Origin of the sequence: Kitasatospora sp. NPDC057595, from assembly GCF_042800875.1 — a bacterium.
In the GTDB taxonomy this organism is placed as follows: domain Bacteria; phylum Actinomycetota; class Actinomycetes; order Streptomycetales; family Streptomycetaceae; genus Kitasatospora.
The window spans coordinates 539,065-560,543 of sequence record NZ_JBHVGL010000002.1 but is presented as its reverse complement, the minus strand read 5'-3'; the positions used below and the strand labels follow the sequence as shown (position 1 = coordinate 560,543).

Genomic DNA, 21,479 nt, shown 5'->3' with positions numbered 1-21,479 from the left:
GTACGAACCGGTGTACGAGCCGGTGTACGAACCGGCGGCGTACGAGCCGGCGGCGTACGAGCCCGTCCACCAGCCCGCGTACGAACCGGTGTACGAGCCGGTGTACGAACCGGCGGCGTACGAGCCGGCGGCGTACGAGCCCGTCCACCAGCCCGCGTACGAACCGGTGTACGTCCCCGAACCGCTGCCCGACTCCTGGTACGAGCCGGCCGACCCCCACCACCCGTACGACCGCCCCCCTCACCCCCGCTACGGAGACCGGCCGTGATCCCCACCGAGCTCACCCCCGAGATCGCCGCCCTCGGCATCGCGCTCGGGCTGGTCTTCTCGCTGGTCTGCTACCTGACCACCAACCTCTCCCCCGGCGGCATGATCACCCCGGGCTGGCTGGCCCTGACCCTGGTCGAGGACCTCCAGCGGGTCGCCGTCGTGGCCGGCGTCACCGTGCTCACCTACCTGGCCACCCGGGCGGTCCAGAAGCTGGTGATCCTCTACGGCAAGCGGCTGTTCGCCGCCGTGGTGCTGATCGGCGTCCTGCTCCAGGCCACTGTGATGCTGGTCCTCCAGCACGAGCTGCCCACCCTGTACGCCAACCAGACGCTGGGCTTCATCGTCCCCGGCCTGATCGCCTACCAGCTGGTCCGCCAGCCCAGGGCGGCCACCCTGATGGCGACCACGACCGTCACCCTCGCCACCTACGTGGTGCTCACCGCCGGCGTGCTGCTCGGCGCCCTGCCCGGCACCTGATCCCCGGCGCCCGAACCCCAGGAACCCGAACCGCCATGCCCGTCACCCCGAAGTCCCTGCTCAGCGGCGGCCTCGCCGTCACCCTGCTGGCCGCCGGCGGCTACCTCACCGTCCAGCTGCGCGAGCGCGAGCGCGAGCGCGGGCCCGCCCCGGTCGGCGGCACCGCACCGCTGCTCACCGCGCCCGCCGCGCCCTCCTCGCCCGCCCCGGGCACCGCCGCCGCGGCCACCGGCCCGCGCTACGAGCGGCTCACCGGCCCCGACCGGACGGTGGTGCGCGACGCGCGCGGCGGCGTCCTCGCCACCCTGACGGACGGCGCCCGCACCGCCGTACTGACCGGCCCCAGCCGCACCTTCGCCGAACCGGGCACCACCGCCGCCGTGCTGACCGGCGACAGCTGGGTGCGGCTGATGCCGCAGCCGTGGCGGGCCGGGGCCCAGGAGGAGGCCTGGTTCCGCGGCTGGTTCGGCCAGTACCTCGGCTCCACCGAGGACGACGTGCTCGCCGTCGCCACCCAGTACCTGGCGGGCGCACCGGAGGGCAAGGACGGCAAGGGCGTCCGCTTCCGGGGCGACGCCTCGTTCGGCCCGCTCAACCCGGACGGCTCGGCCGGCAACGACCTGCGCCTGGAGCAGACCGACTTCTTCGACTACCTCGGCGTCCCGTACACCTTCGCCGACAAGGTCACCAAGCGCCCGGACCGGAGCCGCTACGGCGCCTTCGACTGCTCCGGCTTCGTCCGCATGGTGTACGGCTACCGGTCCGGCTACCCGCTGCTGTCCAAGGACGCGTCCGGCCCCGGCCTGCCCCGCACCGCCGACGGCCTGGCCCGGCTGGGCCCGGGGGTGCCGGTGCTGCCGCTGACCACCGCACCAGACTCGGACACCACCGTGCGGCCGGCCTCGACCGATCCGCTGCTCCCGGGCGACCTGGTGTTCTTCGAGATCGACGCCCGCACCGGCGCCCGGCTCGACCACACCGGCATCTACCTGGGCCTGGACACCGACGGCCACCCCCGCTACGTCTCCAGCCGCGAGGAGGCGGACGGCCCGACCTTCGGCGACAAGGGCGGCACCGCCCGGCTGGACGACAACGGGATGTACGCCAAGGGCCTGCGCAGCGCGAAGCGGCTGTGACCGGGCGCCGCGCCGCCGCCCCGGCCGCCACGGCCCGGACCGGGGCGCCGCGCCCGGCCCGCGCCCCGAGCTGTGCGTTCGGGCCATCCGGGTAACGATCCGGCACGTCGCACCAGGAACTTCTACGCGCGTAGCCGTTTCCCGTCTATCCTCGGACACGTGAACGCATCTCCTCAGTCGGTCGTCTCCGCCGACCCCTACGCCGCCGCCCAGGCCGCCGCCGCGCGCCTGCGCGAGCTGACCGGTGCCGAGCGCCACGACGTCGCCCTGGTGATGGGCTCCGGCTGGGTGCCGGCCGCCGACGCCCTCGGCGAGACCGTGGCGGAGTTCCCGGTCACCGAACTCCCGGGCTTCCCCGCCCCCGCCGTGGCCGGCCACGCCGGCACGATCCGCTCGGTGAAGATCGGCGAGAAGCGCGCCCTGATCTTCCTCGGCCGCAACCACTACTACGAGGGCCACGGCGTCGCCACCGTCGTCCACGGCGTGCGCACCGCCGCCGCGGCCGGCTGCGGGATCATCGTGCTGACCAACGGCTGCGGCGGCCTGCGCCCCACCTGGGTGCCCGGCCAGCCGGTCCTGATCAGCGACCACATCAACCTGACCGCCGACTCCCCGATCGTCGGCGCCAACTTCGTCGACCTCACCGACCTCTACTCCAAGCGGCTGCGCGAGCTGTGCCGCGAGGTCGACCCGAGCCTCGACGAGGCGGTCTACGTCCAGTTCCGCGGCCCGCACTACGAGACCCCGGCCGAGGTCAACATGGCCCGGGTGATCGGCGGCGAGCTGGTCGGCATGTCCACCACCCTGGAGGCCATCGCCGCCCGCGAGGCCGGCGCCGAGGTGCTGGGCATCTCCCTGGTCACCAACCTGGCCGCCGGCATGACCGGCGAGCCGCTCAACCACGCCGAGGTGCTGGAGGCCGGCAAGGCCTCCGCCGAGCGGATGGGCGCGCTGCTGGCCAAGGTCCTGGAGCGGATCTGACGCCGGAACGCGTACGGACGGCATGAGCGACGGGGCCCGGGGCGGGTGTGATCGGGTGATCACGCCCGCCCGCGGGCCCCGTCCGCGTCCGCCGGCCGGACACACCCCGGCCCGACACGCCCCGTCCGGGCGGAGGCCCGCCCGGGCCGCCGCCGCGCCGTACGGTTCGTCCCGTCCCGGCCGGGCACCGCGCCCGACCACCGCCGCCCCCGCCGACCCGTCCCTCCGCGCCCGTCTCCGCACGTCCGTCTCCCCCGAGCCCGTCCCACCGGCCCCGGGCCGGGGCACCCTCCCCGGCCGACCACCGACGCACTTCCCGATGGAGCTGCAGCCATGACGCAGGCAACCACCACCGACCTCCTCGCCCGGGCCCGCACCTGGCTCGCCGAGGACCCGGACCCGCAGACCCGCGAGGAACTCGCCGCGCTGCTCGCCGACGCCGAGGGCCCCGAGGCCGATTCGACGGCCAAGCTGGCCTGGGCCGAGCTGGCCGAGCGCTTCGCCGGCCGCCTCCAGTTCGGCACCGCCGGCCTGCGCGGCGAGCTCGGCGCCGGACCGATGCGGATGAACCGCGCCGTGGTGATCCGGGCCGCCGCCGGCCTGGTCTCCTACGTCAAGCAGCAGGGGCTCGGCGACCTCGTGGTGATCGGCTACGACGCCCGCCACAAGTCCTACGACTTCGCCCGCGACACCGCCGCCGTGGTCGTCGGCGCCGGCCTGCGCGCCGCGCTGTTCCCGCGCCCGCTGCCCACCCCGGTGCTCGCCTTCGCCGTCCGCCACCTCGGCGCGGCCGCCGGGGTGACCGTCACCGCCAGCCACAACCCGCCGCAGGACAACGGCTACAAGGTCTACCTGGGCGACGGCTCGCAGATCGTGCCGCCGGCCGACGCGGGCATCGCCGCCGGGATCGACGCGATCGGCTCGCTCACCGAGGTCCCGCTCGCCGGGAGCGGCTGGGAGACCGTGGACGAGTCGGTGGTCGAGGCCTACCTGGACCGCGCCGCGTCCATCGTCGACCCGCACAGCGCCCGCGACCTCGCCGTCGTCTACACCCCGATGCACGGCGTCGGCCGCGACACCTTCCTCGCCGCCATGGACCGGGCCGGCTTCCCGGCGCCCACCGTGGTCGCCGAGCAGGCCGAGCCGGACCCGGACTTCCCGACCGTCGCCTTCCCCAACCCGGAGGAGCCGGGCGCGATGGACCTCGCCTTCCGCACCGCCGCCGCGGCCGGGCCGGACATCGTCATCGCCAACGACCCGGACGCCGACCGCTGCGCGGTGGCCGTCCCCGCCAACGGCGACGCCGCCGGCGGCGGGCAGGGCGCGAACGGCTGGCGGATGCTGCGCGGCGACGAGGTCGGCGCGCTGCTCGGCGCCGCGCTGGTCGCCAAGAAGGCTGCCGGCACCTTCGCCACCACCATCGTCTCCTCCACCCTGCTCGGCCGGATCGCCGAGGCCGCCGGGCTCGGCTACGCGGAGACCCTCACCGGCTTCAAGTGGATCTCCCGCGCCGAGGGCCTGCGCTACGGCTACGAGGAGGCGCTCGGCTACTGCGTCGACCCGCAGGGCGTGCGCGACAAGGACGGCATCACCGCCGCCCTGCTGGTCGCCGAGCTTGCCGCCACCCTCAAGCAGTCCGGCCGCACCCTGGGCGACCTGCTCGACGACCTGGCGCTGGAGCACGGCCTGCACGCCACCGACCAGCTGTCGGTCCGGGTCGAGGACCTCTCCCTGATCGCCGACGCCATGCGCACCCTGCGCGAGCAGCCGCCCACCGCGCTGGCCGGCCTCACCGTGACCCGCGCCGACGACCTCGCCGCCGGCTCGGCCGAGCTGCCGCCCACCGACGGCCTGCGCTACCACCTGGCCGGCGAGGCCGTCCGCTCGGCGCGGATCGTGGTCCGCCCCTCCGGCACCGAGCCCAAGCTCAAGTGCTACCTGGAGGTCGTCCTCCCGGTCGCCTCCGCCGCCGACCTCGCGGGCGCCCGCACCCGCGCCGCCGAACTGCTCGCGACGATCAAGCACGACCTGGCCGCGGCCGCCGGCATCACCGTCTGACGGTCCGGACGACGGAGAAGGGCCCGCCGAACCGGCGGGCCCTTCCTCGTTGTCGTCGTGTCCGGGCGGCTCAGACCGCGATCACCGTGATCAGCGCGGCCAGCCCGGCCAGGGTCGGGGCGATGATCCACCAGCACCAGCGGACCTCGACCGGCCCGGTGGCGTCGGGGTGGGAGGCGTTGCGCTCGGCCATCTCCTGGAGGATGCCGACCACCTGGTCGGACCAGGCCCGGGTGGGGTCCGACGAGCCCTGCACGCCGGGGCCGGACGGGGCGCCGCCCTGGCCGAACATCAGGCCGAGCCGGGAGGCGTGCTGCGGCCGGCCGGCCCGGTCCTGGGCGCGGGCCGCGCGCTTGCGCTGGCGCAGCGACACCGGCACCGCCCACACCTGGAACTTCCGGCCGTCGGCGAGCAGCTCCACCGAGTACCCGGCGCGCAGCGCGTCGACCGAGGCCCAGGGGGCGGTGATGGTGCGCAGCGGGTTGCGCACCACCAGCCGGCGCGCGTTGGCGCGGACGGCGGGGCGCAGCGTGTACGCGATCACGGGGAGGGCGAAGACCGGGACGGCGGCCAGCGACACCCACGGCGTCTTGCCGGTGCCGTTGAGGGCGGCGTCCCCGATCAGCCAGCCCGCCACGGCCAGCAGCAGCACACCGGAGATCACGCCGGGAACGGAGCGGTACACGCGGTCGGCGTACACGGGCTCACCATCGGAGCCGGCCGGGCCCTGGTGGGGCCTGCCGTCGGAATCGGTCATGTCGACGATTCTGCCGCATCCCCCCGGGTATCCACAGGGGCGGCGATCACACCCGCAGGTCTCGGTCCGGCATCGATGCGTTCCGGGCCTAGCGGCGGACTACGCGCGTAGATATGCTGGTGTGGTGACTATGTCCACTCTTGCAGCCAACGCCCAAGGCGTCGCGGGCAGCGGTCTCGCGGACGTCGCTGCGTCCGAGGCCTCGCTCCGCCGCTTCCTGCACGGCCTGCCCGGTGTCGACCAGGTCGGCCTGGAGGCGCGTGCCGCCACTCTCGGTACCCGCTCGATCAAGACCACGGCCAAGGCGTACGCCATCGACCTGGCCATCTCGATGATCGACCTGACCACGCTGGAGGGCGCGGACACGGTCGGCAAGGTGCGCGCGCTGTGCGCCAAGGGCAGGAACCCCGACCCGACCGACCCGGGCACCCCCCGCGTCGCCGCGATCTGCGTCTACCCGGACATGGTCGCCACCGCGAAGGAGGCGCTGCGGGGCACCGGCATCCAGGTCGCCTCGGTCGCCACCGCCTTCCCGGCCGGACGCGTCGCGCTGCCGGTCAAGCTCGCCGACACCGCCGACGCGGTCGCCGCGGGCGCCGACGAGATCGACATGGTCATCGACCGGGGGGCCTTCCTCTCCGGCCGCTACCTGGACGTCTTCAACGAGATCGTCGCGGTCAAGGAGGCCTGCCGCCGCCCCGACGGCAGCGCCGCCCACCTCAAGGTGATCTTCGAGACCGGCGAGCTGCAGACCTACGACAACGTGCGCCGGGTCTCCTGGCTGGCGATGCTGGCCGGCGCCGACTTCATCAAGACCTCCACCGGCAAGGTCGCCGTCAACGCGACCCCGCCGGTCACCCTGCTGATGCTGGAGGCGGTCCGCGACTTCCGCGCGGCCACCGGCGTGCAGGTCGGCGTGAAGCCCGCCGGCGGGATCCGCACCACCAAGGACGCCATGAAGTACCTGGTGATGGTCAACGAGACCCTCGGCGACGACTGGCTGACCCCGCACTGGTTCCGCTTCGGCGCCTCCAGCCTGCTCAACGACCTGCTGATGCAGCGCCAGAAGCTGACCACCGGACGGTACTCCGGCCCCGACTACGTGACGGTGGACTGATCACCATGGCCAAGAAGAAGAACACCGAGGAGCCCGCGGCCCAGAAGCCGGCGGGCGGCCTCTTCACGTACGCCCCGGCGCCCGAGTCGCCCGCCGCGGCCGGCGACATCGCCGCCTCCTACGGCCACTTCATCGGCGGCGAGTTCGTCGACTCCTCGGGCAGCGAGGCGCTGAAGACGGTCAACCCGGCCACCGAGCAGGTGCTCGCCGAGTTCGCCCGGGGCACCGAGGAGGACGTCGACCGCGCCGTCGCCGCCGCCCGCAAGGCCTTCGCCGACTGGTCGGCGCTGCCCGGCAGCGAGCGCGCCAAGTACCTGTTCCGGATCGCCCGGATCATCCAGGAGCGCAGCCGCGAGCTGGCGGTGCTGGAGTCGATCGACAACGGCAAGCCGATCCGCGAGACCCGCGACGTCGACCTGCCGCTGGTCGCCGCGCACTTCTTCTACTACGCGGGCTGGGCCGACAAGCTGGACTACGCCGGCTTCGGCCCGAACCCGAAGCCGCTGGGCGTGGCCGGCCAGGTCATCCCGTGGAACTTCCCGCTGCTGATGCTGGCCTGGAAGATCGCCCCGGCGCTGGCCACCGGCAACACGGTCGTGCTGAAGCCGGCCGAGACCACCCCGCTGACCGCGCTGCGCTTCGCCGAGATCTGCCGCCAGGCCGGTCTGCCGAAGGGCGTCGTCAACATCGTCACCGGCGACGGCCGCACCGGCGCCGCGCTCACCGCGCACCCGGACGTCAACAAGGTCGCCTTCACCGGCTCCACCCCGGTCGGCCGGGCCATCGCCAAGCAGGTGGCCGGCACCCGCAAGAAGCTGTCGCTGGAGCTGGGCGGCAAGGCCGCGAACATCGTCTTCGACGACGCGCCGATCGACCAGGCCGTCGAGGGCATCGTCAACGGCATCTTCTTCAACCAGGGCCACGTCTGCTGCGCGGGTTCGCGCCTGCTGGTCCAGGAGTCGGTCCAGGACGAGCTGCTGGCCGCGCTGAAGCACCGGATGGGCACCCTGCGGGTCGGCGACCCGCTGGACAAGAACACCGACATCGGCGCGATCAACTCCGCCGAGCAGCTGGCCCGGATCACCGCGCTGGCCGACGCCGGCGAGGCCGAGGGCGCCGAGCGCTGGTCGCCCGCCTGCGAGCTGCCGGGCGCCGGCTTCTGGTTCCGCCCGACCGTGTTCACCGGCGTCAGCCAGGCCCACCGGATCGCCCAGGAGGAGATCTTCGGCCCGGTGCTGTCGGTGCTGACCTTCCGCACCCCCGCCGAGGCGGTCGAGAAGGCCAACAACACCCCCTACGGGCTCTCCGCCGGCATCTGGACGGAGAAGGGCTCGCGCATCCTCTGGACCGCGAACAGGCTCCGGGCCGGCGTGGTCTGGGCCAACACCTTCAACAAGTTCGACCCGACGTCGCCGTTCGGCGGCTACAAGGAGTCGGGTTACGGCCGCGAGGGTGGCCGGCACGGTCTGGAGGCCTACCTCGATGTCTGATGTCGTGAGCCGTCTTGATGTCCTCAAGACCTACAAGCTGTACGTCGGCGGGAAGTTCCCGCGCTCCGAGAGCGGGCGGGTGTACGAGGTGACGGACGCGAAGGGCGAGTGGCTGGCCAACGCCCCGCTCGGGACCCGCAAGGACGCCCGCGACGCGGTCGTGGCCGCCCGCGCGGCGGTCAAGGGCTGGGCCGGCACCACCGCGTACAACCGCGGCCAGGTGCTGTACCGGGTCGCCGAGATGCTGCAGGGCCGGCGCGAGCAGTTCGCCGCCGAGGTGGCGCTCTCCGAGGGCATCGGCCCGAAGAAGGCCGCCGCCCTGGTGGACGCGGCGATCGACCGCTGGGTCTGGTACGCGGGCTGGACCGACAAGGTGGCCCAGATCGCGGGCGGCGCCAACCCGGTCGCCGGCCCCTACTTCAACCTCTCCACCCCGGAGCCGACCGGTGTGGTCGGGATCGTCGCCCCGCAGGCCGGGTACGGGCACTCGCTGCTCGGCCTGGTGTCGGTGATCGCCCCGGCCATCGCCACCGGCAACACCGTGGTGGTGGCGGCCGCGGCCGACGCCCCGCTGCCCGCGCTGTCGCTGGGCGAGGTGCTGGCCACCTCGGACGTCCCGGGCGGCGTGGTCAACCTGCTGTCCGGCCGGACCGCCGACATCGCGCCGACCCTGGCCTCGCACCAGGACGTCAACGCCCTGGACCTCACCGGCGCGATCGCCGCCGACGGTCCCGGCGCGGCGGGCGCGCTGGAAGCGCTTGCCGCAGATACCCTGAAGAGGGTGATCCGCCCGGAGCTGGACCCGTTCGCCCAGGACTGGACCAATGCTCCCGGAACGGACCGGCTACTCTCCTTCCTGGAGACCAAGACGGTCTGGCACCCGATGGGGATCTGACCTCCGGATCCCCGCAGCGGCTGCACTCCGTGGCCGCGAGTTGGTGACACAACTCCACAGACTGGCCGTCCCCCGTGCCCTCTCCCCCCCAGGGCCCGGACGGTCACAGGACGGACCCGCGCCTCTCCCCCCCTGGCGCGGGTCCGTCGACTTTTCCGGGGGCTTGCCGGATCCTTCCTCCCGGGATCCGGGGGATCCGACCGGTTTCGGCATCGGGCCCCGATGCGTCAGACTGGTGTCCCGTGAGTGACTCCCCGCTGAACCCTGTGCCGATAGCCCGCGCCCGGGTGGTCCTGCTCTCCGGGCCCTCCGGATCGGGGAAGTCCTCGCTCGCCGAACGCAGCGGCCTGCCGGTGCTCCAGCTCGACGACTTCTACAAGGACGGCGACGACCCGAGCCTGCCGCGGCTGCCCGACGGCGCGGTGGACTGGGACTCCCCGCTGGCCTGGCACCGCGAGCAGGCCGTCGAGGCCATCCGCGAGCTGTGCACCACCGGCCGGGCCGAGGTGCCGGTGTACTCGATCCCGGACAACGGCCGCGTCTCCACCCGGGTGCTGGAGCTCGACGGGGCGGGCGCGTTTGTCGCCGAGGGCATCTTCGCCGCCGAGATCACCGCCGACTGCGCCGCCGGGGGGCTGCTCGGCGACGCCCTGTGCCTGCGCAACGGCGCGCTGACGACCGCCTGGTGGCGGCTGCGCCGGGACGTCCGCGAGGGCCGCAAGTCGCTGCCGGTGCTGCTGCGGCGCGGCTGGCGGCTGATGCGGGCCGAGCGGGACATCGTCGGGCGGCAGGTCGCGCTGGGCGCCCACCCGTGCGCCGGGCCGGAGGCCGGACGGCGGATCCGCGCGGCGGCCTCCGCCGGGGAGCTGTCCGCGGTCTGACGCGGCCACCGGGAACGCGGAACGCCGCCGGGAACGCGGAACGGCGGGCCGGTGCGTCTCCCCCGCACCGGACCCGCCGCCTTCCCCGGACGTCCGTGGTTCCCCTCCCGGTGCCGCCGCTCCCCCGAGCCGGCGCCACCCGTACCGCGTCCGTCCTGCTACCCGTCCCCCGACGGGAGTCCCGTCCGGCCCCACCCCCACGGCGGGCCGGAACGCCTCGGTTCCGCTACGCGACCAGCTCGCCGAACGACCGCAGGGTGTCACCCGAGGTGTTCAGCTGCTCGTCGTCGCGCAGCCGGCGCAGCGCGCGCCAGATGCTGCTCTTGACCGTGCCGACGCTGATGCCGAGCACGTCGGCGATCTCCGGGTCGGTCTTGCCCTCGTAGTAGCGCAGCACCAGCATGGTGCGCTGGTTCTCCGGCAGCTTGGCCAGCGCCTGCCAGAGCACGGCGCGCAGCTCGGTGCCGCCCATCGCGTCGGTGTCGCCGACCGTCTCCGGCAGCTCCTCGGTCGGGTACTCGTTGACCTTGCGGCGCCGCCAGGCGGAGATGTGCAGGTTGGTCATGGTGCGGCGCAGGTAGCCCCCGACCGCGGCCTTGTCGGTGATCCGGCCCCAGGCGCGGTAGGTGCTGAAGAGCGCGCTCTGCAGCAGGTCCTCGGCCTCGTAGCGGTCGCCGGTCAGGTGGTAGGCGGTGGCGTACAGGGAGGCGCGGCGCTCGCGCACGTACGCGGTGAACTCGGTGACGTGGTCCTCGGCGACGGCGGGGCGCTCCCCCTGCGCCCCGTCCCGCTGCACCTCGGTCCGCTGTGCCCCGGTGGCGGGCACCGCCGCGGGGCTCAGCCGCAGCAGCGTCGCACCGGCGGCCTCGCGGCCGGCCGACTCCCCCGAGTCGGCCTTCCGCAGGCCGGTCCCCCCGATGCCCCGGTTCCCCCCCAGGGCGTCCTTGTCCTCGACGCGGATGGGGAGGACCCCCCGCAGCGTCAAGGTGGAGGCGGAGTCGGCCGCGTTCCCCCGGTGGCCGATCCCGTACAGCTCCCCCGTCCTGCCGCCGCCGCTCACCCGGCGGACGACAGTGTTTCCACCGGTGCTGTGCGCGCACCCCCGTGCGATCACGGCACCGGAGCTCTCCTCGGCCCCGGCCGCCGGCCGGGTCAGGAAGGCGGTGGCCGATGAACGCGCGGTGCGGACAGCCGGGTTGGTCCGGGTCTGAAGCGTGGCGTTCATCGTGCGCCCCCTTGGTCGGTTCGAGTTCCGTTGACGCCGCCTCGGCCGGCCGATTGGCCCGCTGTCCTGCGGCGACATCGAAAATCCTGCCCGCCGGTTGTGATGGCACTGTCCGTCGACTGTCACAGGGCTGTCACAGGGCCGGGCCTTTCGTCCCGAACACGCTCCCGTTGTTGACGGACGCCGGTCACGGGCGTTCCGGTTCCCGGGCACCGCCCGCGCGGGCGGTGCCCGGGGCCGGGACGGTCGATGGGGGGTGATTACCCGCTCCGGGTGAGCCAGAATGAGGCCGTGCCTTTCCTCCTTCTGATCGAGGACGACGACGCCATCCGCACCGGCCTCGAACTCGCCCTCACCCGCCAGGGCCACCGCGTGGCCACCGCCGCCTCCGGCGAGGACGGTCTGCGGCTCTTCAAGGAGCAGCGGCCGGACCTCATCGTGCTGGACGTCATGCTGCCCGGCATCGACGGCTTCGAGGTGTGCCGCCGGATCCGCCGCACCGACCAGCTGCCGATCATCCTGCTGACCGCCCGCTCCGACGACATCGACGTCGTGGTGGGCCTGGAGTCGGGTGCCGACGACTACGTGGTCAAGCCGGTGCAGCCGCGCGTGCTGGACGCCCGGATCCGGGCCGTGCTGCGGCGCGGCGAGCGGGAGAACTCCGACTCCTCGGTCTACGGCAGCGTGGTGATCGACCGGGCGGCGATGACCGTCACCAAGGACGGCGCGGACCTCCAGCTCACCCCGACCGAGCTGCGGCTGCTGCTGGAGCTCAGCCGGCGGCCCGGGCAGGCGCTGTCGCGCCAGCAGCTGCTGCGGCTGGTCTGGGAGCACGACTACCTGGGCGACTCCCGGCTGGTGGACGCCTGCGTCCAGCGGCTGCGGGCCAAGGTCGAGGACGTGCCCTCGGCCCCGACGCTGATCCGCACGGTGCGCGGCGTCGGCTACCGGCTGGACCCTCCCGCGTGACCGCCGCTCCCCGTCCGGCGCGGGCGATATCCCGCCGCGCGCACTGACCTTCCGCAACGACAGGCTCCCGTGACCAACCATCAGACGACGGCCCGGTTCTCCTCCGGCCCGTGGCGACGGCTGCGCTCGCTGCGCGTGCGGCTGATCGCGGTGTTCGCCGCGGTCGCGCTGCTCACCGCCGTCTCGGCCTCCGGCATCGCGTACTGGCTCAACCGCGACGCGGTGCTCAAGCGCGCGCAGGACACCGCGCTCAACGACTTCCGGGTCTCGCTCACCCGCAATGTGTCGAACCTGCCGCTGAACGCCACCTGCGAGGACCTGAACACGCTGGCGAACATCGTCGCGAGCTCCGGGCTCAGCTACGACGTGGTGGTCGCGGACCCGGCCCTGCCGGACTGCATCGCCTCCTCCAGCCCCTCGCAGTACACGCTCGCCAATGTGCCGACGGCGCTGCAGACCGCGGTCGGCAAGCCTCGCGAGATCACCGACTCCAACCCGTACACGTACCACCTGTACTGGCAGCGGCAGAACCTCGATGGCCGGCCGTTCGTGATCGGCGGCACCAAGGTGGTGCCGACCGGCCCGACCGCGTACATGTTCAAGTCGCTGGAGAACGAGCGGGCCGACCTCAATACGCTCGGATGGTCGCTGGCCATCGCCACGCTGCTGGCGCTGATCGGCTCGGCGCTGCTCGCGCAGGCGGCCTCGGCGACGGTGCTGCGGCCGGTGCGCCGGCTCGGCGACGCGGCCCGGCGGCTCGGCGAGGGCCATCTGGACACCCGGCTGGAGGTCGACGGCTCGGACGAACTCGCCGATCTGGCCCGGACCTTCAACCGGACCGCGGAGTCGCTGCACGAGCAGGTGGAGGAGCTGAGCGCGCGGGAGGCGCAGAGCCGGCGGTTCGTCGCCGACATGTCGCACGAGCTGCGCACCCCGCTGACCGCGATGACCGCCGTGACGGACATCCTGGAGGACGAGGCGGAGTCGCTGGACCCGATGATCGAGCCGGCGGTGCGGCTGGTGGTCAGCGAGACCCGCCGGCTGTCCGACCTGGTGGAGAACCTGATGGAGGTGACCCGCTTCGACGCCGGCACGGCCAAGCTGGTCGCCGACGAGGTGGACATCGCGGACCTGATCATGTCCTGCATCGACGGCCGGGCCTGGTACGACGCGGTCGAGCTGGACGCGCCGCGCGGGGTGCGGGCGGTGGTCGACCCGCGCCGGCTGGACGTCGTCTTCGCCAACCTCATCGGCAACGCGCTCAAGCACGGCGGCTCGCCGGTGCGGGTGCGGGTGCGGGAGGACGGGGACAACGTGGTCGTCGAGGTGTCGGACAGCGGTCCGGGCATCCCGGAGGACGTGCTGCCGCACGTCTTCGACCGCTTCTACAAGGCCGACAAGGGGCGGGCGCGCTCGGAGGGCAGCGGCCTCGGCCTGTCCATCGCGATGGCCAACGCGCAGATCCACGGGGGGACCATCACCGCCGCGAACGGCGAGGTCGGCGCGGTGTTCACGCTGACCCTGCCGCGGACCCCGCCGCCTCCGCCACCGGCCGACACCGCCCCCGAGGAGGGTGCCCAGTGAACCGTGTCCGCCCGACCGGTGCCCGTCCGCGACGCCCGTTCGCCGCCGCCGCGCTGCTGGGGCTGGCCGCGCTGGCCACCGCCTGCGGCATCCGTCCGACCGCCGTCCCGGTGGACGCGGGCGCGCCCGCCAGCCGGACCGCCTGCCCGACCGTGGCGCGGATACCCACGGCGCCGAGCACGCCGACCGGGGGGGCGGGCGCGGCCGCCCAGGCGCCTGCGCACGCCGCCACGGTGCGGGCCGGTGCGCCGGCGGGTTCGCCGTCGGGTTCGCCGTCCGGGCCGCCCGTCGTGCAGCCGGCCGCCTCGCCGTCGCCCGTCGTGGTGTCCCCGACGCCGCCGGCGGACAACGTGTTCGGCGCGCTGCCGTCGCCCACCGCCTCCACCACGGCGCCCTGCCGCTGATCGCGCGGGCCGCGGGGGGCCGTCCGGTTCACCGGGCGGCTCCCCCGCGGCCTCCGCCGGATTCCCGGCGCGCGGCGCGAAGTTCACACCGGGCATGGAACCGTCACGCCGCCGGTGCACGTCCTTCCCCCCGTGCAGCGAGATGGCACCAGGCCACGTGAGGAGCGTGCCGGCGTGCGGACCGAGACCGGACGGGCGACGGCCGTCCATCGTTCCCAGCGTCCACTACGGGTGGTGGGTCTGCTCGGCCTCACCCTCCACCTGGTACTGGTGGGCTGGATGGTACTGAGACCGCTGCCGGTGGCCTGGGTGGACGATGCCAACCTGACGCCACTGGGCTCGCTCCGCTCCTCCAGCGGGGGTCAGGTGCTCGGCGAACTGCTGCTGCTCTGCCCGCTCGGCATCTTCCTCCCGTTCGCCGGAGGCCGGCTGACCACCCGCTGGCTGCCGTCCTTCCTGCGCACCACCGGCGCCTCGGCCCTGCTGGCCACCGCGCTGGAGTTCCTCTCCTCCTGGGCCCCGGGCCATGTGCTCAACGTGGACCACATCCTGCTCGCCGTCGTCGGCGTCGCGGCCGTCCACCTCGCCCTGGTCCCCGCCGGCCGCTCCTTCCTGCTGCGCCGCGCCACGGCGCCCCGGGTCCCGACTCCGCCCTCCGCCCCGATCCCGGCTCCGGCTCCGGTGGTCCCCGCCGTCTACCCCGAGCCGGTCTCCAGCCACGGGCACTGAGGCCCGGAGGCGCTCGCCGGACACCACGGCCACCCGGCGGCCTCGCACGGCCCGGGGGCGATCGATTCCCCCGGCTCGGGGGCGGCACGGCCGCACTCCAGGCAGGACAGCGCGACCTCGGCCCCGGCCCCGCGCAGCCGCTCCGCCGTCCGGCGGACATCGGACAGGTAGTGCTCCTCGACGCGGACCGGAACCCGGTCCAGCAGACACCTGATCTCCCAGAGGTTCAGCTCGCCCCGTGCACGGAGCACCTGGTAGACGGCGATCCTGTGCTCGCCCACCCGGGTGACGACGGCGTCGAACCGCGGCTCCTCCACGCCCCCCTGCTCAGCCCACGCGGCGGACCCGGCCGCCGACCTCGACCAGGCCGTCGGGTGTGATGCCCGTGACGAGCTGCGAGCCGCGCCCCTGGGTGATCGTCAGAGCGCGGCCCAGCTCGGCGGTCAGCAGGATCGCGGCCGCCCCGGTGGCCTCGTCCTCGTCGATGCCGTCGTCCCGGCCCGGGAAGGCCCGGGCGCGGACGGTGCCCGCCGCCTCGTCCCGCCAGGCCCAGGCGTAGATCCACTCGCCCGGCGGCGGCACCGCCAGGGCGTCCACCTCGGCCGGCGTCGCGTGCCGGCGCAGCGTGCGCGGCGGGGCCCAGGCGGCGGGGGCCGCGATCCGGGTGAACGCTCCGTCGTGCCGGACGCCGACCACGCCGGCCCGGGTGACCAGCCGGTCCACGCCCAGCAGCCAGGCGGCACCGACGCACGGGTGGCCGGCGAAGGGCAGCCGCAGGCCCGGGGTGTAGATGTCGATGACGCCGCGCCCCGGATCGTCGACGAACACCGTCTCGCTGAAGCCGAGTTCCCGGGCGATCGCCTGGCGGTCGCGCTCGCCGGGCACGGCGGCGCCGTCGCGCACGACGCCCAGCGCGTTGCCGTGGTCGCCGTCCGGGCCGCAGAACACGTGCAGCACCTCGTGGTCGGTCATGTCTCGCTCATCCCCGTCCGGTCGCCCCGCCGGGGCCCGCCGCCGGGCCGCGCACCGGGCGCGGGGCGGGGTTCGGACGCGGGGCCGCGTTCATTCCCGCGTTCATTCCCGGGTTCGCTCCCGGGATCGCTCCCGGACCCGTCCCCGGGCCGCCGGCCGGACGGGGCGCACGGGCGGCGAGGGCCGGGCGGGCCTTCTGCCGGCGGTGGGCCACCAGCAGCGTACCGATGCCCATCGCGATCGAGGTGGCACCGGTGATCGCCATCGGGGTGTTGGTGGACGAGCCGCCGGTGGAGGCGAGGTCCACGGACGGCGCGGGGGCCGCCACGGTCACGGTGACGGCCGGCGCCGGGGCGGTGGGCGCCCCCTCCGACGGCTGAGGGGTCGGCGTCGGCGGGACGGCCGCCGTCGAGCCGCTCGCCTCCGGGGTCGGGGTGACCGCCGCGAGGGCGACCGCCGGGCCGCCACCACCGAACGTGCTCGGCGCGGTGGCCGACGGCTCGGCGGGAACGGTCGGGGCGGCGCCGTCGGTGGCGGAGGGGCTCGGCGCGGCGGTCGGCGTGACCGGCGCGGGTGCGGCCACGGTGACGTCGACCGACGAGCTGGCGGCCGGCACCCCGGTGCCACCCCCGGCGAGGGGCAGGCTGGTCCCGGCGAACTGCACCGACACGACGCCCGACGGGACGTCCTGGCCGAACGCCAGCCGCACGTTGAGCGTCCGGGACTCGCCGTCGCGCAGCCGCACCAGGGAGGCGTCCCGGTCCGGCAGGCGCAGCACGAGCGTGGCCGTCCCGGCCGCCGTCCGGCCGCCGTCGACGGTGGCCGCCGTCCACTGGCCGTCAGGGGTCTGGAAGTCCAGCGCGGCCGCCCCGGCGGCGGGCAGGGCTGCGCCCCGGAGGGTGATTTCGGGCTGGAACGCGACGTCCCTGCCGCTGCGGTTGGTGAGCGTCAGCCGGAACGGCCTGGCCTCGCCGCCGGAGATGAAGGCGGCGGGCACCGCGTCCAGGCCGAGGTACGGCACGCCGGGCGCGGGGGCGGACGTCGGCGTGCCGGTGGGGGCGGCCGCGACGGTGGTGAACTCCTGGGGCGCGGTGTTCGCCTCGGAGATCCGGCTCTCCGGCGGCAGGGTCGGGTCGGAGACCGTCGCCCGGAAGCCGCCGGTGGCCCGGCCGGCGGGCGCGTCGGCGGTGACGGCGATCCGCAGCCGGTAGCTCACCGAGGAACCGGCGGGCAGGCTCAGCCGGGTGGCGGAGGTGTCGAGGTCCCAGGTGGCGCCGACGGCGGCGCCCGGGCCGAGCGCGGCGGGCTTCCAGGGGCCGCCGCCGGGGGCCTGGTAGTCCAGCTTGAGCTGGGTCTCGCGGACGCCGGAGTCGATGGCGGCGACGGTGAAGCCGGTGGTGACGTTGACCGCGTGGTCGGCGGAGTTGCGCAGGGTCGCGACGAACTCGGCGGCCGGCCCGCCGGCGGTGAGGGTGGTGGGGAAGGCGGTGAGGGTGGTGGTCACCGGGCCGCGCTGCTCCTGGGGGCCGAGGGCCGGCCCGGGGGTGGCCTGGCCCTGGGCCGCCTGCCGCACCGTCGTCCCGGTGGCTCCGCCGGAAAGCGGCAGCGCGGCAGCGCCCGGGGCGGCCGCGGTCAGGGCCACGCCCGAGACCAGGGTGGCGGCGGCGGCGAGGGCGAGGGATCTGCGGGGCTGAGTACGCAAGGGAGACCTCACGGAAGAAAGGCGGGCGAACCCGACGAACCCGGCAGCAGGCGGTTCGCCGAGGCGGGGGGCCGCTCCGGGACTCTCACCCGGGTCGCTGCTTCGCCCCCCAACCACCAGCGACGGGCGCATCATATCCGAACGCGCGGACGCTTCCTGAGCGGTTTTCAAGGGGTGGGAAGGAGGTTCGCCGGACGGATTCGGCGATGACACCGTGACGAAATCGTGAGGACGGATGTCGGCGGCCTCCAGTACTGTGCGCACTCGTCCCCGGCGGTCCGCCCCGAGCGTCCGCCCGTCCCCCCGGAACCACAGGAATCACCTTCGTGAATCTCGACTTCGACGCCGAGCCGCTCTTCTCCTGGTACGTCGTGCTGCTCGCCATCAGCGGCATCGCACTTCTGGTCATCGGCGCCGTCAACCTCGGCGGCCTGAAGATCGGCTGGCGCCTCCTCAACCTGCTCGCCGGCCTCGGCTTCACCGGCTACGCGTACTACCTCGCGTTCGTCTTCGAGGGCGGCACGTACACGCTGTTCTTCAAGGCGTTCATCCTGCCGGTGGCGCTGATAGCCAACGCGGTGAAGGCGCTGGTCGCGAGCTCCCAGGCACCGGCCGCGCCGCCGGTCCCGGCCGCTTCGCCGTACCAGCCCGATGCCCAGTACCCGCAGGGCGGCCAGTACCCGCAGCAGGCGGCCCAGTACCCACCGGCCCCCCAGGCTCCGCAGGCGCCGCAGCAGGGCTGAGCCGCCGCCGGGTGGTGCCCCTTGTCCTGGATCGGGGCACCACCCGGCGTCCGCACGCCTCACCTCACGGCGTCAGCCGGTGCACGTCGCGCGGGAAGAGGGCCGTGCGGCGGACGTTCTCCTCCCCCGTCAGCCGCGCCGTCCAGCGCTCCAGCCCGAGCGCGAACCCGCCGTGCGGCGGCATGCCGTGGGCGAAGGCCCGCAGGTACCCCTCGTACGGCCCGGCCGGCTCGCCACGGGCGGCGAGGGCCGCGAGGTAGTCCTCGTACCGGTGCAGCCGCTGGCCGCCGGTCACCAGCTCCAGTCCGCGGAAGAGCAGGTCGAAGCTGTTGGAGTACTCCGGCCGGCCCGGCTCGGGGTGGGTGTAGAACGGCCGCTTGCGCATCGGGTACCCGGTCACGAACAGGAACGGGCTGCCGTGCTCGCGCTGCGCCCACGCGCCGAGCCACCGCTCGTGCGCCGGTGCGAGGTCCGGTTCCTCGGCGCCCAGCATCCGCATCGCCTCGGCGAAGTGCAGCTGCGGGATCTCCTCCGGCACGGCGGGCGGCTCGACGCCCAAGGCCGCGAGCGCGTCCCCGGCCCGTTCGGCGACCGCCTCGACCATTCCGGCGAGTGCGGCCCGCACCACCGCCATGACGTCCCGGTGGTCGGCGACGAAGCCCAGCTCGGCGTCCAGGCTGGTGTACTGGGCCAGGTGGCGGGCGGTGTCGTGGGGTTCGGCCCGGAACACCGGCCCGGTCTCGTAGACCCGCTCGAAGACCCCGACCATCGCCTGCTTGAAGAACTGCGGCGACTGCGCCAGGTACGCCTCGCGCCCGAACCAGTCCAGCGCGAAGACGTTCGCGCCGGACTCGGTCGCCGACGAGACGACCTTCGGCGTGTGGATCTCGGTGAAGCCGAGGCCGTCGAGCGCCGCCCGGAAGCCGTGCACGGAGGCCGCCGAGACCCGGTGCAGCGCCGCCAGCCTCGGGTGGCGCAGGGCGACGGGCGCGTTGTCCAGGACGACCGGCAGCGCGGCGGGGACGGCCGGACGGAAGAGGTCGAACGGCGGGGCCGCGACGGGGCGGGCGAGCACCTCCACGGCCGGGCCGGTCAGCTCGACGCCGTTCGGCGCCTGGGCGTTGGCCGTGACGGTGCCGCGCACGCGCAGCACCGTCTCCTCGGGCAGGTCGGCCGCCCCGGCGGGGGCCACCACCTGGGCGAGGCCCGAGCGGTCGCGCAGGACGAGGAAGGTCACGGACTTCAGCGCGCGGCGGCGGTGCAGCCAGCCGGCGAGTTCGACGGTGTCGCCGATCCGGCCGGGCAGTTCGGCGGCCAGGACGCGGGCGGTGTCGGCGGTACTGGGGTGGATCATCGCGGCCCTCCGGGGGCGTCGTGGTGATCCCTTGGGAGCGCGGGCGAGAAGGGGACTCGCGGTGCCACCGCACTTTCGCCGCCGTCGCCGGGGCGGGCGGCGGCCTCGTTCGGCCCGGTGACGGGGGCCGGCCGGCGGGGCATTTCCTCCCCGCACTCCGGAGTGTCTTCCCTCCCGGACGCGAGGCCGCCTTCACAGCAGCCGGCGGCTCTCTCGGCTCGCGGGGCCCGGAGGTACTCGTCTCCGTCGACGTGTTGCGGCGAGGTTAGGACGCCACCGGTCCTCCCGGCAACGGCATTTCCGACCGGCGGCCGCTACGCTGCCCGGATGACCCAGCCGTCCAGCACCCCGTACGACCTGGTGATCGTCGGCGGCGGCCCGGCCGGCTGCGCGGCGGCGGTGATGGCCGCGAGCGTCGGACTGCGCTCGGCGCTCGTCGAACGGCGCGGCCTGGGCGCCACCCTGCGGCGCGTCCCGGCGGTGGACAACGTCCTCGGCTTCGCCACCGGCACCGCCTACGCCGACGCCCTCGCGGCGGACGTCCGGCGGGTCGCCGACTCCTGTGACCTCCTGCTCGGCACCCCGGCGACGGAGCTGCGCGCCGACGACGAGGGCGTCACCGTCCGGCTCGCCTCGGGCACCGCCGTCCGCGGCCGCTACGCCGTCGCCGCCACCGGCGTACGGGCGGCCCGTCCCGAGGAGGCCGGCTGGCTCGGCTCCGCCGCGGGCCTGGCACCGCCGCCGCTCTGGGAGGCGGACGCCACCCGCCTGGCCGGCCGCCGCGCCCTCGTCCTCGGCGCCGACCGCCCCCTCGGCACCCTGCTGCGCGCCCACCCCGACGCCGCGCTCGACCTGCTCGTCCCGCACCCGCCGGCCGACGCCTACAAGGCCGACGAGGTCCGCGCCGACCCGCGCGTCGCCCTTCTCCAACTCGACGCTCTCACCCTCCACCCCACCCCCGAAGGCCGCATCACGGCGGGCGGGTTGGGCACCTTCGAGGCCGACGCCGTGTTCGTGAACCTCGGCGTCCGCCCGGCCGCCCTCCCCGGCGACCTCACCCCCGCCCCCGACGGCTACTGCCCACCCGACCGCCAGCACCCCCGCATCCTCACCGCCGGCGACCTCCGCTCCCCCCGCGCCCAACGCATCATGACCGCCACCGGCTCCGGCGCCGAAGCCGCCCTGCACGCCTACTACGCCATCCGCCTGGGCGGTTGACCACCGGTCAGGACAACCCGGCCCAGGTCTGCATCGTCGCTTCCAAGGTCCAGATCCGGACCTCCGCCTGCACCCGCGAGGCGTACAGGTCCCGTTCGGCGACGATGCTCAGGTCACCGGCGCCGAGTTGCTGCCTCACGGCGTGCTCGGCCAGGTCCATGTTCGTGCTTCCGCCCCCGCAGAGGTCGGCGAGGAAGTCGCCGTCCCAGGTCCGCTGGTGAAGCACCCACGGCGCCTCACCGTCCGCGGTCTTGCGCAGCAGGCTCATGAAGCTCGCGGCGCGGGCGCGGCGGGCCGAACCCTCCTTGATCTGGAAGACGTGGTTGCCGGTCTCGATGATCGTCGCGGTCGGCAGGATGAAGCGGACCCCGGCCTCCAGCCGGGCCCTCATCGCCGTGAGCACCTCGTCGCGATGGCCGTTCATGTGGGGCACGTCGAGGATCTCGACGAAGACCGAGGTGTCCAGGAAGTCCACGACGGGCAGCCGGAGCCCGGACCGCTGCTGTCCACTCACAGA

General features: G+C 74.6%; 21 protein-coding genes and 1 pseudogene. 15 read left to right on the top strand and 7 right to left on the bottom strand.

Features of this window, described 5'->3' with window-relative positions; genetic code table 11:
* From ACFU9E_RS06025 to ACFU9E_RS06005, 5 genes and pseudogenes are all read left to right on the top strand, one after another.
* Nucleotides 1–268: pseudogene (locus ACFU9E_RS06025) on the top strand (hypothetical protein); the annotation flags it as partial.
* Nucleotides 265–747 carry a poly-gamma-glutamate biosynthesis protein PgsC/CapC gene (locus tag ACFU9E_RS06020; protein WP_380681889.1) on the top strand — a complete coding sequence of 161 codons (483 nt, stop codon included), beginning with the start codon at nucleotides 265–267 and terminating at the stop codon, nucleotides 745–747. The pseudogene ACFU9E_RS06025 and the gene ACFU9E_RS06020, both read left to right, overlap by 4 nt.
* Before the next feature lie 35 nt (nucleotides 748–782).
* Nucleotides 783–1,883, top strand: coding sequence for a C40 family peptidase (locus ACFU9E_RS06015; RefSeq protein ID WP_380681888.1), 1,101 nt, complete (start codon nucleotides 783–785; stop codon nucleotides 1,881–1,883).
* Between the two features lie 159 nt (nucleotides 1,884–2,042).
* Nucleotides 2,043–2,864, top strand: a complete 822-nt coding sequence (locus tag ACFU9E_RS06010; RefSeq protein WP_380681887.1) for a purine-nucleoside phosphorylase — start codon at nucleotides 2,043–2,045, stop codon at nucleotides 2,862–2,864.
* 333 nt (nucleotides 2,865–3,197) lie between these two features.
* Nucleotides 3,198–4,922, top strand: coding sequence for a phospho-sugar mutase (locus tag ACFU9E_RS06005; RefSeq protein WP_380686335.1), 1,725 nt, complete (start codon nucleotides 3,198–3,200; stop codon nucleotides 4,920–4,922).
* Nucleotides 4,923–4,992: 70 nt separating this feature from the next.
* On the opposite strand, the gene ACFU9E_RS06000 is transcribed toward ACFU9E_RS06005, so the two are convergent.
* Nucleotides 4,993–5,679 (bottom strand): PH domain-containing protein, encoded by a 687-nt coding sequence (locus tag ACFU9E_RS06000; protein WP_380686337.1) that lies wholly within the window; start codon nucleotides 5,677–5,679, stop codon nucleotides 4,993–4,995.
* Nucleotides 5,680–5,809: 130 nt separating this feature from the next.
* Between ACFU9E_RS06000 and deoC the strand changes: the two genes are divergently transcribed.
* The 4 genes from deoC to ACFU9E_RS05980 all read left to right on the top strand — a co-directional run bounded on the left by deoC (nucleotide 5,810) and on the right by ACFU9E_RS05980 (nucleotide 10,062).
* Entirely contained in the window at nucleotides 5,810–6,796 is a 987-nt protein-coding gene (gene deoC, locus ACFU9E_RS05995; protein WP_380686340.1) for a deoxyribose-phosphate aldolase, read from the top strand.
* Nucleotides 6,797–6,801: 5 nt separating this feature from the next.
* Nucleotides 6,802–8,286 (top strand): aldehyde dehydrogenase family protein, encoded by a 1,485-nt coding sequence (locus ACFU9E_RS05990; protein WP_380686342.1) that lies wholly within the window; start codon nucleotides 6,802–6,804, stop codon nucleotides 8,284–8,286.
* Nucleotides 8,279–9,181, top strand: a complete 903-nt coding sequence (locus tag ACFU9E_RS05985) for an aldehyde dehydrogenase family protein (protein ID WP_355358706.1) — start codon at nucleotides 8,279–8,281, stop codon at nucleotides 9,179–9,181. The genes ACFU9E_RS05990 and ACFU9E_RS05985 overlap by 8 nt, the downstream gene beginning before the upstream one ends.
* 242 nt (nucleotides 9,182–9,423) lie before the next feature.
* Nucleotides 9,424–10,062, top strand: coding sequence for an ATP-binding protein (locus ACFU9E_RS05980; RefSeq protein ID WP_380686343.1), 639 nt, complete (start codon nucleotides 9,424–9,426; stop codon nucleotides 10,060–10,062).
* Nucleotides 10,063–10,288: 226 nt separating this feature from the next.
* Here the strand turns inward: ACFU9E_RS05980 and ACFU9E_RS05975 are convergent, their stop codons facing one another.
* The gene (locus ACFU9E_RS05975) at nucleotides 10,289–11,287 is read right to left on the bottom strand and encodes a SigE family RNA polymerase sigma factor (protein WP_380686344.1); all 999 of its coding nucleotides are present in this window, start codon (nucleotides 11,285–11,287) and stop codon (nucleotides 10,289–10,291) included.
* A 291-nt stretch (nucleotides 11,288–11,578) separates the two neighbouring features.
* Here ACFU9E_RS05975 and ACFU9E_RS05970 point away from each other — a divergent pair, with 291 nt between their 5' ends.
* The 4 genes from ACFU9E_RS05970 to ACFU9E_RS05955 all read left to right on the top strand — a co-directional run bounded on the left by ACFU9E_RS05970 (nucleotide 11,579) and on the right by ACFU9E_RS05955 (nucleotide 14,973).
* On the top strand, nucleotides 11,579–12,256 hold the full coding sequence (locus tag ACFU9E_RS05970) for a response regulator transcription factor (protein ID WP_030300621.1): 678 nt from the start codon (nucleotides 11,579–11,581) through the stop codon (nucleotides 12,254–12,256).
* A 69-nt stretch (nucleotides 12,257–12,325) separates the two neighbouring features.
* On the top strand, nucleotides 12,326–13,840 hold the full coding sequence (locus ACFU9E_RS05965; protein ID WP_380689859.1) for an ATP-binding protein: 1,515 nt from the start codon (nucleotides 12,326–12,328) through the stop codon (nucleotides 13,838–13,840).
* Entirely contained in the window at nucleotides 13,837–14,244 is a 408-nt protein-coding gene (locus ACFU9E_RS05960) for a hypothetical protein (protein ID WP_380689861.1), read from the top strand. Before ACFU9E_RS05965 ends, ACFU9E_RS05960 begins: the two co-directional genes overlap by 4 nt.
* A gap of 174 nt (nucleotides 14,245–14,418) precedes the next feature.
* Nucleotides 14,419–14,973: a VanZ family protein gene (locus ACFU9E_RS05955; RefSeq protein WP_380689086.1), complete on the top strand. Its 555-nt coding sequence runs from the start codon at nucleotides 14,419–14,421 to the stop codon at nucleotides 14,971–14,973.
* Here the strand turns inward: ACFU9E_RS05955 and ACFU9E_RS05950 are convergent.
* The 3 genes from ACFU9E_RS05950 to ACFU9E_RS05940 are packed head-to-tail and all read right to left on the bottom strand — an operon-like array spanning nucleotide 14,940 to nucleotide 17,647.
* A complete protein-coding gene (locus tag ACFU9E_RS05950) occupies nucleotides 14,940–15,290 on the bottom strand; it encodes a hypothetical protein (RefSeq protein ID WP_380689084.1) in 351 nt (116 codons plus the stop codon). The genes ACFU9E_RS05955 and ACFU9E_RS05950 overlap by 34 nt on opposite strands.
* A 10-nt stretch (nucleotides 15,291–15,300) precedes the next feature.
* Nucleotides 15,301–15,945: a PhzF family phenazine biosynthesis protein gene (locus ACFU9E_RS05945; protein ID WP_380689082.1), complete on the bottom strand. Its 645-nt coding sequence runs from the start codon at nucleotides 15,943–15,945 to the stop codon at nucleotides 15,301–15,303.
* 7 nt (nucleotides 15,946–15,952) lie between these two features.
* On the bottom strand, nucleotides 15,953–17,647 hold the full coding sequence (locus ACFU9E_RS05940; RefSeq protein ID WP_380689080.1) for a hypothetical protein: 1,695 nt from the start codon (nucleotides 17,645–17,647) through the stop codon (nucleotides 15,953–15,955).
* Nucleotides 17,648–17,973: 326 nt separating this feature from the next.
* On the opposite strand from ACFU9E_RS05940, the gene ACFU9E_RS05935 reads away from it, so the two are divergent.
* Entirely contained in the window at nucleotides 17,974–18,390 is a 417-nt protein-coding gene (locus ACFU9E_RS05935) for a hypothetical protein (RefSeq protein ID WP_380689078.1), read from the top strand.
* Nucleotides 18,391–18,454: 64 nt separating this feature from the next.
* Here the strand turns inward: ACFU9E_RS05935 and aspS are convergent, their stop codons facing one another.
* The gene (gene aspS / locus ACFU9E_RS05930; RefSeq protein ID WP_380685274.1) at nucleotides 18,455–19,744 is read right to left on the bottom strand and encodes an aspartate--tRNA(Asn) ligase; all 1,290 of its coding nucleotides are present in this window, start codon (nucleotides 19,742–19,744) and stop codon (nucleotides 18,455–18,457) included.
* Nucleotides 19,745–20,071: 327 nt separating this feature from the next.
* Here aspS and ACFU9E_RS05925 point away from each other — a divergent pair, with 327 nt between their 5' ends.
* Entirely contained in the window at nucleotides 20,072–20,962 is an 891-nt protein-coding gene (locus ACFU9E_RS05925; RefSeq protein WP_380685272.1) for an FAD-dependent oxidoreductase, read from the top strand.
* Nucleotides 20,963–20,969: 7 nt separating this feature from the next.
* Here the strand turns inward: ACFU9E_RS05925 and ACFU9E_RS05920 are convergent, their stop codons facing one another.
* A complete protein-coding gene (locus tag ACFU9E_RS05920; protein ID WP_380685270.1) occupies nucleotides 20,970–21,476 on the bottom strand; it encodes a hypothetical protein in 507 nt (168 codons plus the stop codon).
* Nucleotides 21,477–21,479: the final 3 nt, after the last annotated feature.

What these genes read in the sequence shown, in the direction of transcription:
- ACFU9E_RS06015 (WP_380681888.1), top strand. Translation starts at nt 783, where the DNA reads ATGCCCGTCACCCCGAAGTCCCTGCTCAGCGGCGGCCTCGCCGTCACC.
- ACFU9E_RS06005 (WP_380686335.1), top strand. Translation starts at nt 3,198, where the DNA reads ATGACGCAGGCAACCACCACCGACCTCCTCGCCCGGGCCCGCACCTGG.
- ACFU9E_RS06000 (WP_380686337.1), bottom strand. Translation starts at nt 5,679, where the DNA reads ATGACCGATTCCGACGGCAGGCCCCACCAGGGCCCGGCCGGCTCCGAT.
- deoC (WP_380686340.1), top strand. Translation starts at nt 5,810, where the DNA reads ATGTCCACTCTTGCAGCCAACGCCCAAGGCGTCGCGGGCAGCGGTCTC.
- ACFU9E_RS05990 (WP_380686342.1), top strand. Translation starts at nt 6,802, where the DNA reads ATGGCCAAGAAGAAGAACACCGAGGAGCCCGCGGCCCAGAAGCCGGCG.
- ACFU9E_RS05985 (WP_355358706.1), top strand. Translation starts at nt 8,279, where the DNA reads ATGTCTGATGTCGTGAGCCGTCTTGATGTCCTCAAGACCTACAAGCTG.
- ACFU9E_RS05975 (WP_380686344.1), bottom strand. Translation starts at nt 11,287, where the DNA reads ATGAACGCCACGCTTCAGACCCGGACCAACCCGGCTGTCCGCACCGCG.
- ACFU9E_RS05945 (WP_380689082.1), bottom strand. Translation starts at nt 15,945, where the DNA reads ATGACCGACCACGAGGTGCTGCACGTGTTCTGCGGCCCGGACGGCGAC.
- aspS (WP_380685274.1), bottom strand. Translation starts at nt 19,744, where the DNA reads ATGATCCACCCCAGTACCGCCGACACCGCCCGCGTCCTGGCCGCCGAA.
- ACFU9E_RS05925 (WP_380685272.1), top strand. Translation starts at nt 20,072, where the DNA reads ATGACCCAGCCGTCCAGCACCCCGTACGACCTGGTGATCGTCGGCGGC.